Origin of the sequence: Salmonella sp. A7 (genome assembly GCF_020181675.1) — a bacterium.
Lineage (GTDB): Bacteria > Pseudomonadota > Gammaproteobacteria > Enterobacterales > Enterobacteriaceae > Salmonella > Salmonella enterica.
In genome coordinates, this window is record NZ_CP084001.1 from 4345332 (window position 1) to 4359965 (window position 14634).

7 protein-coding genes and 4 pseudogenes are annotated in these 14634 nt (G+C 50.5%); 4 read left to right on the forward strand and 7 right to left on the reverse strand.

All coding sequences use genetic code 11. The annotated features are described in order from the left end of the window. Entirely contained in the window at nucleotides 1–771 is a 771-nt protein-coding gene (thiG, locus tag LCS67_RS21060; RefSeq protein ID WP_031571598.1) for a thiazole synthase, read from the forward strand. Then, nucleotides 768–1901 carry a 2-iminoacetate synthase ThiH gene (thiH, locus tag LCS67_RS21065; protein ID WP_000847573.1) on the forward strand — a complete coding sequence of 378 codons (1134 nt, stop codon included), beginning with the start codon at nucleotides 768–770 and terminating at the stop codon, nucleotides 1899–1901. The genes thiG and thiH overlap by 4 nt, the downstream gene beginning before the upstream one ends. A 153-nt stretch (nucleotides 1902–2054) precedes the next feature. On the opposite strand, the pseudogene LCS67_RS21070 reads toward thiH, so the two are convergent. Then, nucleotides 2055–2239 (reverse strand): annotated as a pseudogene (locus LCS67_RS21070) (hypothetical protein); the annotation flags it as partial. On the opposite strand from LCS67_RS21070, the pseudogene LCS67_RS22925 reads away from it, so the two are divergent. Beyond that, nucleotides 2222–2329: pseudogene (locus LCS67_RS22925) on the forward strand (IS481 family transposase); the annotation flags it as partial. The pseudogenes LCS67_RS21070 and LCS67_RS22925 overlap by 18 nt on opposite strands. Nucleotides 2330–2562: 233 nt before the next feature. On the opposite strand, the gene LCS67_RS21075 reads toward LCS67_RS22925, so the two are convergent. Then, entirely contained in the window at nucleotides 2563–3591 is a 1029-nt protein-coding gene (locus LCS67_RS21075) for a type III secretion system effector arginine glycosyltransferase SseK1 (RefSeq protein ID WP_000400590.1), read from the reverse strand. 380 nt (nucleotides 3592–3971) lie between these two features. Here LCS67_RS21075 and LCS67_RS21080 point away from each other — a divergent pair. Continuing rightward, nucleotides 3972–4315, forward strand: a pseudogene (locus tag LCS67_RS21080) (cytoplasmic protein). Nucleotide 4316: 1 nt separating this feature from the next. Here LCS67_RS21080 and LCS67_RS21085 read toward each other — a convergent pair. The 5 genes and pseudogenes from LCS67_RS21085 to rplJ all read right to left on the reverse strand — a co-directional run bounded on the left by LCS67_RS21085 (nucleotide 4317) and on the right by rplJ (nucleotide 14255). Further along, nucleotides 4317–4597 (reverse strand): annotated as a pseudogene (locus LCS67_RS21085) (hypothetical protein). Nucleotides 4598–4679: 82 nt separating this feature from the next. Then, a complete protein-coding gene (gene rpoC / locus LCS67_RS21090; RefSeq protein ID WP_000653963.1) occupies nucleotides 4680–8903 on the reverse strand; it encodes a DNA-directed RNA polymerase subunit beta' in 4224 nt (1407 codons plus the stop codon). 76 nt (nucleotides 8904–8979) lie between these two features. Beyond that, on the reverse strand, nucleotides 8980–13008 hold the full coding sequence (gene rpoB / locus LCS67_RS21095) for a DNA-directed RNA polymerase subunit beta (protein WP_000263105.1): 4029 nt from the start codon (nucleotides 13006–13008) through the stop codon (nucleotides 8980–8982). Nucleotides 13009–13325: 317 nt separating this feature from the next. Beyond that, nucleotides 13326–13691, reverse strand: a complete 366-nt coding sequence (gene rplL, locus LCS67_RS21100) for a 50S ribosomal protein L7/L12 (RefSeq protein WP_000028882.1) — start codon at nucleotides 13689–13691, stop codon at nucleotides 13326–13328. Between the two features lie 66 nt (nucleotides 13692–13757). Next, nucleotides 13758–14255, reverse strand: a complete 498-nt coding sequence (gene rplJ, locus LCS67_RS21105; protein ID WP_001207203.1) for a 50S ribosomal protein L10 — start codon at nucleotides 14253–14255, stop codon at nucleotides 13758–13760. Nucleotides 14256–14634: the final 379 nt, after the last annotated feature.

Below are 14634 nucleotides of genomic sequence, written 5' to 3' on the forward strand. Positions count from 1 at the left end.
ATGTTACGTATTGCCGACAAAACGTTTAATTCACATCTGTTCACCGGCACCGGAAAATTTGCTTCGTCGCAGCTGATGGTCGAGGCGATTCGCGCCTCCGGCAGCCAGTTGGTGACGCTGGCGATGAAGCGCGTGGACCTGCGCCAGCACAACGACGCTATTCTGGCACCGCTGATTGAAGCGGGCGTCACGCTGTTACCCAATACTTCAGGGGCGAAAACCGCTGAAGAGGCGATCTTCGCCGCCCAACTGGCGCGTGAAGCGCTGGGTACCCACTGGCTGAAATTAGAAATCCACCCGGACGCCCGCTGGCTATTGCCGGACCCGATTGAAACGCTAAAAGCCGCCGAGGCGCTGGTGAAGCAGGGTTTTGTGGTGCTGCCCTACTGCGGCGCGGATCCGGTGTTGTGCAAGCGGCTGGAAGAGGTCGGCTGCGCGGCGGTGATGCCGCTTGGCGCGCCTATCGGTTCGAATCAGGGGCTGGAAACCAAAGCGATGCTGGAGATTATTATCCAGCAGGCCACCGTGCCGGTGGTGGTTGATGCGGGCATCGGTGTGCCCAGCCATGCCGCTCAAGCGCTGGAAATGGGCGCTGATGCGGTGCTGGTTAACACCGCGATTGCCGTGGCGGACGATCCGGTGATGATGGCAACCGCTTTCCGTCTGGCGGTGGAAGCCGGATTACTGGCGCGCCAGGCGGTGCCGGGTAATCGTAGCACCTACGCCAGCGCCACCAGCCCGCTCACCGGATTTCTGGAGGCCCTGGCATGAAAACCTTCACCGACCGCTGGCGGCAACTGGAGTGGGACGATATTCGCCTGCGCATCAACGGTAAAACCGCCACTGACGTGGAATGTGCGCTTAACACTCCACAGCTTAGCCGGGACGATCTGATGGCATTACTCTCCCCCGCCGCCGCCGATTATCTGGAACCGATGGCGCAGCGGGCACAAAGGCTGACCCGACAACGCTTTGGCAACACCGTCAGTTTCTACGTGCCGCTTTATCTCTCAAACCTGTGCGCCAACGACTGTACCTACTGCGGTTTCTCGATGAGCAACCGTATTAAGCGTAAAACGCTGGATGAGGTGGATATTCAAAGGGAGTGCGATGCTATCCGTAAACTGGGCTTTGAGCATCTGCTGTTGGTCACCGGCGAACACCAGAGCAAAGTGGGCATGGACTATTTCCGTCGTCATTTACCGGCTATTCGCCGCCAATTTTCATCATTACAGATGGAAGTCCAGCCCTTGTCGCAAGAAAACTATGCGGAGCTCAAAACGCTGGGGATCGATGGCGTGATGGTTTATCAGGAAACTTACCATGAGGCAATCTATGCACAGCATCACCTGAAGGGAAAGAAACAGGACTTTTTCTGGCGGCTGGAAACGCCGGATCGGTTAGGTCGGGCAGGTATCGACAAAATCGGTCTTGGCGCGCTAATTGGTCTGTCGGACAACTGGCGGGTGGATTGCTATATGGTGGCGGAGCATCTGTTGTGGATGCAGAAACACTACTGGCAGAGTCGCTATTCTGTTTCCTTCCCGCGTCTGCGTCCGTGTACTGGCGGTGTGGAACCCGCATCTGTGATGGATGAAAAGCAACTGGTGCAAACGATTTGCGCTTTCCGGTTATTGGCGCCGGAAATTGAATTATCACTCTCCACCCGCGAATCGCCGTGGTTTCGCGATAACGTGATCCCGTTGGCGATCAACAACGTTAGCGCCTTCTCGAAAACCCAGCCCGGTGGCTACGCTGACGATCATCCGGAACTGGAGCAGTTTTCTCCCCACGATGCCCGTCGGCCTGAAGCCGTAGCAAGCGCGTTAAGCGCGCAAGGGTTACAGCCCGTCTGGAAAGACTGGGACAGTTGGCTGGGGCGCGCTTCGCAAATGCGGTGAACCCGTATGTAAACGCATTAGTATTTCACAAGCGAGTACGTAATGTGAAAAACGGGAGATTGTTATCGACCTCCCGTTTTTTTATTTTGTCATCGTCAGCAACGGAAGCTGACCAGGGCAAAGTATCCCTTCCTCATTTTTGCCCAGCCTTCTCCCCTTCATCAGTAATTGACGACCGAGGGCTGGCCACTGGATTATCGAAATAGCGGTGAACTTGAAGTTTTTGGGCAGCGTTCCTGACTGTAATTTCTCTGGCGGCCCTCTTCCAACCGTGTCTGCTGATCGTTTTTGTCCATAAAATGATGCCCCAGAACAACGGGAATCAGGGGCGAACCCATCAGGGAAAAATGTGTTGCGGCCGGACGCCGATGGTAACGTTACTTGATGGAAAACGCATCTGGGCTGAGAAAAATTTAAGCCAGATGTAATCTGACAGATATCTGTATAAATAAAATTGTTATTTAATAACCAATTAAATTATTTAAGCTCTTCTTACTCCCATATTTCACAAGGAATGCCGTCTATCTCCGTTCTGAACAGCACTGCGATTTTAAAGTGGCGTTGTAGTAGAGAAAACTGAGCATCAAATATTTTTTCGCCGAAACTTGATAGTTTATGCCAATATTTTATGTATTCAATAGCATGATTATTGCCATTTCCACTACGACACATGCCTCGCCCATGAACTTTGCGTAAACTGACTGGTATTCATTATAATGTTATCATGCTTAAACTCAATAAAATCGCAAAAAGAATTATAATTTTCATTTAAAGAATAATTAAAATGTTTTCTAATTCCATTACATACACCATCAGAATAGGGATCAGCATCAAATTTAGTATGCATTATTTCCAATCCAGCAAGTAAAGCCGGGTGGTTATTGCGATCAACAGCTATTATCCCGTTTTCCATAGAAGCACGGCCATCTATCCTTTCTACATGAACAGCGATTCCATCCGGAATATATATACCCCCCAGTTTTTCCGTGATAATCATATCAGCATCGAGATATATACACCCACTATTTGTTGATAAATCATAACGCCCAACCTTATCCGCCTCCAAAAATAACTGACCAGCCTTTAACATAGCCATATTCCTGTAAAAATCAAACCATCCATGGCCTTTATCCAGTAAGTAAGATTTAATTAATGAATCATTACCCTCTTGAATATCACTCAATTCTTTCTTCAATAGCTGCAGTAAATGATAATCCCTTTTTTCTTCTGGCATGGACTCTTGCTTAGAAATATTTTCCATATAAATTTCTGATAATTTTTTATCGTACATGCTAAAGTCAATATCATTTCTATATATGATTTTTATGTTTTCATAGTCATACTCAAGTTTTGAAAAAGCATCCTTTTGTCCCGGAAAAAAATCACCATCTACAAAAATACCTATAAGACGTTCTTTTTCAATTGTTGCTGCTTTAATGATATTGTTAAGGTAGGGGTTTTTCTCTGTGTTAATTATAGGTATATCATTTTTCCCAAAGCGAGCAGGATTCCGCTCAAACCACTGGAAAAGAAGAGGGGTTTTCTCATCTAAAAAGCACAAGGGATAATCTTTTCCATTAAAACTTGTAAACTGAATGTCCCTGTTGGTAACAGTTTTAGCCAATTCATTTTTTGAAAGCGCGGGAACATATCTATTTAATGGTGGAATCATAACAATTAAATGCTCCATGCTTACTTCATTACATATTTTACATGATGATTATTAGCACATGTTTTTTAGCGTTGCAATCGCTGTCAGCTAAAAGATGTTAAACTAAGCATTAACCGGTGGATACATAAATACCCTACTAGTGAGCAGTTAAATAAATAACTTGTTAACTTTATTTTTATTCCAGAAATGGCATCATATTTATAATTCCTGTAATAAGGGCAAACAAAGACCTTAATGGAATTAAATGCTTCATTTAATGATTTAAAATTTCCCGCGTAAACAACCAATAAAACAGGTTTATCATTTAATGTATGAACAGCAGGCATTTTATAATGACGAGCCAATAGACTTTAATAACTTAGATTTATGGGATAAATTTAAAGTCACATTTGGATTTAATGTTACAGAAAAAAACAAACCCAATGGTAAAAAATTCAATTTTGAGTATTGTGGATTCTCTACTTTTATTACGCCAGTTGATGGCGTTGACGGGATTTTAGCAAAGTGGTTCTCAAACAAACATAATGTAATTGTCCCAACGCCTTATACATTCGGTCAGGACCCCATTCCTGGCGTCAATCTTTATCGTAATACAAAAGCAAAATTTGTTATGGCTAACGGCGGTAATAGTCTTCCCTGTGCGATGGCAAAATATAATGCAAAAACTGGACAATTTATTCATATAACCAGTGACAATGAGTTTTCACAAATAATGCGAGAAGCAAGAGTCATGAAAAAATAATTCATTTATTCATTAAATTTATAATTACAGATAAAATTAAAAGCCAGCATGGCATTGAAAAATAAAAAACTTCTTTTTTGGCTTTGCTGGTATTTATTCTGCCAATAATAATAGTGGCAATGATAATAAAAAGACAATAGATAAATATCAGCAGAGGGTTATGTTGCAATATATTCAATGACAAAAACAATAAAAACCCAGAGAGAAGTTTTGAGATCCTAATTTTTCTTGTAAATAAAAAAAACCAAACACTAAATAAAATAATGAAATGATTGCTGGCATTTCCCCTTCCCTGTAACAACTTGATGTACAAGCCCCAGCACAATGCTGGTGGAGGGACAAATACCCCTCCACCATTTAACGATTACTCGTTATCAGAACCGCCCAGACCTGCGTTCAGCAGTTCTGCCAGGCTGGCAGATGCATCTTCCGCAGTGACCTGCGGTGCTGCTGGCTGCTCGCCTGCGGCGCGACGGCGCATACGATCCTGGTGGTACGCATAACCGGTACCGGCCGGAATCAGACGACCCACGATAACGTTCTCTTTCAGGCCGCGCAGTTCGTCGCGTTTGCCCGCAACGGCTGCTTCGGTCAGGACACGCGTGGTCTCCTGGAACGATGCGGCAGAGATGAACGATTCGGTTGCCAGAGACGCTTTGGTGATACCCAGCAGATCGCGGGAGAAGGTAGCCCCCACTTTGCCGTTCGCTTCCAGCTCGCGATTAGCGATCTTGACGCGAGAGTATTCAACCTGTTCGCCTTCCAGGAAGTCGGAACTACCGGCGCTTTCGATGGTCGCTTTACGCAGCATCTGACGAACGATAACTTCGATGTGTTTATCGTTAATCTTAACGCCCTGCAGACGGTATACATCCTGGACTTCGTTAACAATGTAACGCGTCACAGCATGAACACCACGCAGACGCAGAATGTCGTGCGGCGCTTCCGGACCATCGGAAATCACATCACCACGTTCTACACGCTCCCCTTCGAACACGTTGAGCTGACGCCATTTCGGAATCATCTCTTCGTACGGGTCACTACCATCAACCGGCGTAATCACCAGACGACGTTTGCCTTTGGTTTCTTTACCGAAGGAAACGATACCTGCGATTTCAGCAAGGATTGCCGGCTCTTTCGGACGACGCGCTTCGAACAGATCCGCAACGCGCGGCAGACCACCGGTGATATCCTTGGTACCGCCGGATTCCTGCGGAATACGCGCCAGGGTGTCACCAGAACTGATCTGTACGCCATCTTCCAGCTGTACAATCGCTTTACCCGGCAGGAAGTACTGCGCAGGCATATCGGTACCCGGGATCAGAACGTCATTACCCTGAGCATCAACGATTTTCAGCGCCGGACGCAGATCCTTACCACCAGTAGTACGTTCAGCCGAATCCAGAACCACCAGCGAAGACAAACCGGTCAGCTCGTCGGTCTGACGCGTAATGGTCTGACCGTCGATCATGTCAGTGAAGCGGATGAAACCACTCACTTCGGTGATAACCGGCATGGTGTGCGGGTCCCAGTTTGCCACGGTTTCGCCGCCGGCAACCTGCTCGCCATCACCTTTCGCCATGACAGCGCCATAAGGCACTTTATAGCTCTCTTTGGTACGACCGAATTCGTCGATCAGCTTCAGTTCGGTGTTACGGGAAGTGATAACCAGTTTACCGCTGGAGTTCACAACCGACTTCACGTTGCTGAGCTTGATGCTACCTTTGTTTTTCACCTGAATGCTGGATTCAGCAGCCGCACGCGATGCCGCACCACCGATGTGGAACGTACGCATCGTCAGCTGTGTACCCGGTTCACCGATGGACTGTGCCGCGATAACGCCGATAGCTTCACCTTTGTTGATGATGTGGCCACGCGCCAGGTCACGACCATAGCAGTGCGCACATACACCAAAGTCGGTGTCGCAGGATACAACGGAACGCACTTTAACGGCGTCAACGGAGTTTGCTTCCAGCAGGTCACACCACTGTTCGTGCAGCAACGTGTTGCGTGGAACCAGAATGTCCGCGGTACCCGGTTTCAGCACATCTTCCGCCGTCACACGACCCAGAACGCGGTCACGCAGCGGCTCTTTCACGTCGCCACCCTCGATAACCGGGGTCATCAGGATACCTTCGTGCGTACCACAGTCATCTTCGGTCACCACCAGATCCTGCGCGACGTCAACCAGACGACGGGTCAGATAACCGGAGTTCGCTGTTTTCAGTGCGGTATCCGCCAGACCTTTACGCGCACCGTGCGTGGAGATGAAGTACTGGAGTACGTTCAGACCTTCACGGAAGTTCGCGGTGATTGGCGTTTCGATGATGGAGCCATCTGGCTTCGCCATCAGACCACGCATACCGGCCAGCTGACGAATCTGTGCCGCAGAACCACGCGCACCAGAGTCGGCCATCATGTAGATGCTGTTGAAGGAAACCTGCTGCTCTTCCTGGCCGTCACGGTTAATCACAGTTTCGGTTTGCAGGTTATCCATCATCGCTTTGGATACACGATCGTTCGCCGCAGCCCAGATATCGATAACTTTGTTATAGCGTTCGCCAGCGGTTACCAGACCGGACTGGAACTGCTCCTGGATCTCAGCAACTTCAGCTTCCGCCTCAGAGATGATCTCGTGTTTTTTCTCCGGGATGACCATGTCATCAATACCAACGGACGCACCTGAACGCGCTGCATAAGCAAAGCCGGTGTACATCGTCTGGTCCGCAAAAATAACGGTCGGTTTCAGACCCAGAATACGGTAGCAAGTGTTCAGCATTTTGGAGATCGCTTTCTTGCCCAGCGCCTGGTTGACGATGGAGAAAGGCAGACCTTTCGGTACGATCATCCACAGAATGGCGCGACCAACGGTCGTGTCTTTCAGGCTGGTGTGCGCAACGAATTCGCCGTTTTCATCTTTTTCATATTCAGTGATACGCACTTTAACGCGCGCATGCAGAGAGGCCAGACCTGCGCGATAGATACGCTCAGCTTCTTTCGGGCCAGTCAGCACCATGCCTTCGCCTTTGGCGTTAACACAGTCACGGGTCATGTAGTACAGACCCAGTACCACGTCCTGAGACGGAACGATGATAGGTTCGCCGTTCGCCGGAGACAGGATGTTGTTGGTAGACATCATCAGCGCACGCGCTTCCAGCTGGGCTTCCAGCGTCAGCGGTACGTGAACAGCCATCTGGTCACCATCGAAGTCGGCGTTATAGGCCGCACAGACCAGCGGGTGCAGCTGGATAGCTTTACCTTCGATCAGAACCGGTTCAAAGGCCTGGATACCCAGACGGTGCAGAGTCGGCGCACGGTTCAGCAGTACCGGGTGTTCGCGGATAACTTCGTCCAGGATATCCCAAACGACAGCTTCTTCACGCTCAACCATTTTCTTCGCGGCTTTGATGGTGGTGGCCAGACCACGCAGTTCCAGCTTGCCGTAGATGAACGGTTTGAACAGCTCCAGCGCCATTTTCTTCGGCAGACCGCACTGATGCAGACGCAGGTATGGACCTACGGTGATTACAGAACGACCGGAGTAGTCAACACGCTTACCGAGCAGGTTCTGACGGAAACGACCCTGTTTACCTTTGATCATGTCGGCCAAAGATTTCAGAGGACGCTTGTTAGAACCGGTGATCGCACGACCGCGACGACCGTTATCCAGCAGGGCGTCAACCGCTTCCTGCAGCATACGTTTTTCGTTGCGTACGATGATGTCCGGCGCAGCCAGATCCAGCAGACGCTTCAGACGGTTGTTACGGTTAATGACGCGACGATACAGATCGTTCAGATCTGACGTGGCGAAACGACCACCATCCAGCGGAACCAGCGGACGCAGATCTGGCGGCAGAACCGGCAGAACGGTCAGGATCATCCACTCTGGCTTGTTGCCAGACTGTACGAAGGCTTCCAGCAGTTTGATACGCTTGGTCAGCTTCTTACGCTTGGTTTCGGAGTTGGTTTCGTTCAGCTCTTCGCGCAGAGTTTCACACTCTTGCTCCAGATCCATGCTCTTCAGCAGGGCCTGGATAGCTTCCGCACCCATCTTCGCGTCGAATTCGTCACCGAACTCTTCCAGCGCGTCCAGATACTGCTCTTCAGTCAGGATCTGTTGACGTTCCAGGTTGGTCATACCGCCTTCGATAACCACATAAGATTCGAAGTACAGTACGCGTTCGATATCACGCAACGGCATATCGAGCAGCAGACCGATACGGGACGGCAGCGATTTCAGGAACCAGATGTGAGCAGTCGGAGACGCCAGCTCAATGTGGCCCATACGCTCACGGCGTACTTTGGTCTGGGTCACTTCAACGCCGCACTTCTCACAAATAACACCACGGTGTTTCAGGCGCTTGTACTTACCGCACAGGCACTCGTAGTCTTTTACCGGCCCAAAGATACGGGCGCAGAAAAGGCCGTCACGCTCAGGTTTGAACGTACGGTAGTTGATGGTTTCCGGCTTTTTAACTTCACCGAAAGACCATGAACGGATCATGTCTGGCGAAGCCAGAGCAATTTTGATCGCATCAAACTCTTCGGTTTTAGTCTGCGCTTTCAGAAACTTTAATAAATCTTTCACGGATTTGCTCCCGTCGGAGTTAGCACAATCTGGTGTCGGGTTTTACCCCGACACCAGTGACCTGTTTGAGCGAGAATTACTCGTCTTCCAGTTCGATGTTGATGCCCAGCGAGCGGATCTCTTTCAACAGAACGTTGAAGGATTCCGGCATACCCGGTTCCATCTGATGGTTGCCGTCCACGATGTTCTTATACATCTTAGTACGGCCGTTCACGTCATCAGACTTAACGGTGAGCATTTCCTGCAGGGTATAGGCGGCGCCGTAAGCTTCCAGCGCCCACACTTCCATCTCCCCGAAGCGCTGACCACCGAACTGCGCCTTACCACCCAGCGGCTGCTGAGTAACCAGGCTGTAAGAACCGGTAGAACGCGCATGCATCTTGTCATCAACCAGGTGGTTCAGTTTCAGCATGTACATGTAACCGACGGTTACCGGACGTTCGAACTGTTCACCCGTACGGCCATCGAACAGGGTGATCTGACCGGAGGTCGGCAGGTCGCCCAGTTTCAGCAGCTCTTTGATTTCCGCTTCTTTCGCACCGTCAAACACTGGTGTGGCAATCGGCATACCTTTACGCAGGTTTTCTGCCAGACGCAGCACTTCATCATCGCTGAAGGTGCTCAGGTCGACTTTCTGACGAACGTCGGCGCCCAGATCGTAGGCACGCTGGATGAATTCGCGCAGTTTCGCGACTTCCTGCTGCTGTTTCAGCATGGCGTTGATCTTATCGCCGATACCTTTCGCAGCCATACCCAGGTGGGTTTCCAGAATCTGACCGATGTTCATACGAGACGGTACGCCCAGCGGGTTCAGTACGATGTCTACCGGCGTGCCGTTTTCATCGTAAGGCATGTCTTCGATCGGGTTGATCTTAGAGATAACACCCTTGTTACCGTGACGACCTGCCATCTTATCACCCGGCTGGATACGGCGTTTAACGGCCAGATAGACCTTCACGATCTTCAGCACGCCCGGCGCCAGATCGTCGCCCTGGGTGATTTTACGGCGCTTCGCTTCAAGTTTTTTCTCGAACTCGTGTTTCAGTTCGTCATACTGCTCAGCCAGTTGTTCCAGCTGATTTTGTTTCTCTTCGTCGGTCAGACCGAGTTCCAGCCAGCGGTCGCGCGGCAGTTTGTCGAGCTTCTCAGCTTCAACGCCGCCGGACACCAGCACCGCACGGATACGGCTAAACAGGCCCGCTTCGAGGATCTGCAGTTCTTCAGACAGGTCTTTTTTCGCCTGCTTGAGCTGCATCTCTTCGATTTCCAGAGCACGTTTGTCTTTTTCTACGCCATCGCGAGTAAAGACCTGAACGTCGATAACCGTACCGGAGACACCGTTAGGTACGCGCAGAGAAGAGTCTTTAACGTCAGACGCTTTCTCACCGAAGATCGCACGCAGCAGTTTCTCTTCCGGCGTCAGCTGGGTTTCACCTTTCGGCGTCACCTTACCGACCAGAATGTCACCGCCGGTCACTTCCGCGCCGATGTAAACGATACCGGATTCATCCAGTTTGGAGAGCGCAGCTTCACCCACGTTCGGGATATCAGCGGTGATCTCTTCCGGCCCCAGCTTGGTGTCACGGGACACGCACGCCAGTTCCTGAATGTGGATGGTGGTGAAACGGTCTTCCTGGACAACACGCTCGGATACGAGGATGGAGTCTTCGAAGTTGTAGCCGTTCCACGGCATGAACGCCACGCGCATGTTCTGACCGAGCGCCAGTTCACCGAGGTCGGTGGACGGACCGTCTGCCAGCACGTCGCCGCGTTCAACCGGCTCGCCCAGAGACACACATGGCATCTGGTTGATACAGGTGTTCTGGTTAGAGCGGGTGTATTTGGTCAGGTTATAGATGTCGATACCCGCTTCGCCCGGGTACATCTCGTCTTCGTTAACTTTGATAACGATACGGGATGCATCCACGTACTGAACAGTACCGCCACGTTTAGCTACTGCAGTAACACCGGAGTCGACGGCGACAGCACGTTCCATACCGGTACCCACCAGCGGCTTATCAGCACGCAGAGTCGGAACCGCCTGACGTTGCATGTTCGCACCCATCAATGCACGGTTGGCGTCATCGTGTTCCAGGAACGGGATCAGGGACGCACCGACGGAGACCACCTGCTGGGTGGATACGTCCATGTAGTCAACCTGGTCACGGCTGAACAAGCTGGATTCGCCTTTGCTACGGCAGGTAACCAGATCTTCTACAAAGTGGCCTTCGTCATCCAGGTTGGAGTTCGCCTGAGCGATAACGTAGTTGCCTTCTTCGATAGCAGACAGGTAATGAATTTCGTCAGTGACCACGCCATCAACCACACGACGGTACGGCGTCTCAAGGAAGCCATATTCGTTAGTCTGTGCGTACACGGACAGGGAGTTGATCAGACCGATGTTCGGACCTTCCGGCGTTTCGATAGGACACACGCGACCGTAGTGCGTCGGGTGTACGTCTCGAACTTCGAAGCCTGCGCGTTCACGGGTCAGACCACCTGGGCCGAGTGCGGAGATACGGCGTTTGTGCGTAATCTCAGACAGTGGGTTGTTCTGGTCCATAAACTGAGACAGCTGGCTGGAACCAAAGAACTCTTTCACTGCGGCGGAAATCGGCTTGGCGTTGATCATATCCTGAGGCATCAGGGTATCCAGATCGCCCAGAGACAGACGCTCTTTCACCGCACGCTCTACACGCACCAGGCCAACGCGGAACTGGTTTTCTGCCATTTCGCCGACGGAACGGATACGACGGTTGCCGAGGTGGTCGATATCATCCACTTCGCCTTTACCGTTACGGATATCGATGAGCTTCTTCATGACATCAATGATGTCGTCTTTGCTCAGGATACCGGAACCTTCGATTTCGTCGCGCAGCAGAGAACGGTTGAACTTCATACGACCCACCGCAGACAGGTCATAGCGGTCTTCGGAGAAGAACAGGTTCTCAAACAGGCTTTCAGCCGCTTCACGAGTCGGCGGCTCACCAGGGCGCATCATGCGGTAGATTTCTACCAGCGCGCTCAGACGATCGTTAGTTGGGTCGACGCGTACCGTTTCAGAAATGTACGGGCCGTGGTCCAGATCGTTGGTAAACAGCGTTTCGATACGTTTGTGGCCGGACTGGCTCAGCTTAGCCAGCAGATCCAGGCTCAGCTCCATGTTCGCCGCGCAGATCAGCTCGCCAGTGGATTCGTCAACGTAGTCTTTAGAGACGACTTTACCTGCGATGTACTCAACCGGAACTTCGATATGCTTGATATCGTCTTTTTCCAGCTGACGGATGTGACGCGCGGTAATGCGACGGCCTTTTTCAACGTACACTTTGCCGTTAGCTTCGATATCGAACGACGCGGTTTCGCCGCGCAGACGTTCTGGAATCAGCTCCATCTGCAGCTTGTTGTCGCGAATTTCGAAGACAACTTTCTCAAAGAACAGGTCAAGGATCTGCTCAGTGGTGTAGTTCAGCGCACGCAGGATGATGGTCGCAGGCAGTTTACGGCGACGGTCAATACGCACGAACAGGTTGTCCTTCGGATCGAATTCGAAGTCCAGCCAGGAACCACGGTAAGGAATGATGCGCGCGTTATACAGCACTTTACCCGAAGAGTGGGTTTTACCTTTGTCGGAGTCAAAGAAGACGCCCGGACTACGGTGCAGCTGAGAAACGATAACACGCTCAGTACCGTTGATAACAAAGGTACCGTTGTCGGTCATGAGCGGGATTTCGCCCATGTAGACTTCTTGTTCTTTAATGTCTTTAACGGTGCCTTCCGGCGCTTCGCGCTCGTAGATCACCAGACGCAGTTTTACGCGCAGCGGTGCGGAATAGGTCACGCCACGGATCTGACATTCCTGAACGTCAAACACCGGTTCGCCAAGGCGGTAGCTGACGTACTGCAGCTCGGAATTACCGCTGTAGCTCTGAATCGGGAACACGGAACGGAAGGCTGCTTCCAGGCCGTACTGCCCTTCAGGATCTTGCTCGATAAACTTCTGAAACGAGTCAAGCTGGATAGAAAGGAGATAAGGTACATCCAGAACTTGTGGACGTTTACCAAAATCCTTACGAATACGTTTTTTCTCGGTATAGGAGTAAACCATAGGGTTCCTCAGCTCGCTGACAAGTCGACCCATCTGTCCTGCGGGGGACAGTTTGTGCAACACTATTTTGTTGACCGGAAAATGGATACTTTCCGCAATGCCTGTTGCTATCACGCTTAAACCATTTCATTGCGATTTACACAGAACGTACGCTCTGTCGCAGTATATTAAGTCGTCGATAGAAACAAGCATTGAAAGGCACAGCAGTAGTCAAACAGTGTGAAACGCTACTGGCGCCTTACAGCGCAAAAAGGCTGGTGACTAAAAAGTCACCAGCCATCAGCCTGATTTCTCAGGCTGCAACCGGAAGGGTTGGCTTATTTAACTTCAACTTCAGCGCCAGCTTCTTCCAGAGATTTTTTCAGTGCTTCAGCGTCATCTTTGCTCACGCCTTCTTTCAGAGCGGCCGGAGCAGATTCTACCAGGTCTTTAGCTTCTTTCAGACCCAGGCCAGTTGCGCCACGTACTGCTTTGATAACAGCAACTTTGTTAGCGCCAGCAGCTTTCAGAATTACGTCGAATTCAGTTTTTTCTTCAGCAGCTTCAGCCGGGCCAGCAGCTACAGCTACAGCAGCAGCAGCGGAAACACCGAATTTTTCTTCCATTGCAGAAATCAGTTCTACAACGTCCATTACGGACATAGCGGATACTGCTTCAATGATTTGATCTTTAGTGATAGACATTTAAATTGTTCCTGAATATCAGAATAAGTTTATACGTAAGCAAATGCTTGATAAAGACAACTGCGATTACGCAGCTTCTTTTGCATCGCGTACAGCAGCCAGTGTGCGAACCAGTTTGCCAGCCGAAGCTTCTTTCATGGTTGCCATCAGGCGTGCAATTGCTTCTTCGTAGGTCGGCAGAGTTGCCAGGCGGTCGATCTGAGACGCCGGGATCAGCTCACCTTCAAAGGCTGCAGCTTTGACCTCAAATTTTGCATTCGCTTTCGCGAACTCTTTGAACAGACGAGCAGCAGCGCCCGGGTGTTCCATAGAGTATGCAATCAGGGTCGGACCAACAAACGTGTCTTTCAGGCACTCGAACTGAGTACCTTCAACGACGCGACGCAGCAGGGTGTTACGAACAACACGCATGTATACGCCAGCTTCACGACCTGCTTTACGCAGTTCAGTCATTTTATCTACAGTTACGCCACGGGAATCCGCAACTACTGCAGACAGCGCGCCTTTGGCTACTTCGCTGACTTCAGCAACAATCGCTTGTTTGTCTTGAAGATTTAAAGCCATTAGCTTTGCTCCTGGATGTTTGCCGGAACTCATGTTCCGGAACTCACTTCACTCATCTCAACGAGAAGAGCGTCTTAATACGGTGAGCAGAAACAAGCCAGAGTATCAAAAATAATCTTAGCGTTCTGTCACCGTCTACGCAGGGGATTAAGCCTCTTGCGAGACGCCTGCGGTCTTCGACGGAGGCCTGGATAGGCCAGGCTCCAACGAACAAATCTTTTCTATCCGTCGCTATTCAGCTTGTGGCGGCGTTGGCTTCCTTCGTTCGCACCAGTCACATAGTTAGCTATGCTCCTGGCGACTCACTCAGTTGCCGCCTTACCACAACCCGAATATCTCGGATATACGTCTGCAACTAGCAGAATACGTGGGGGTAAGA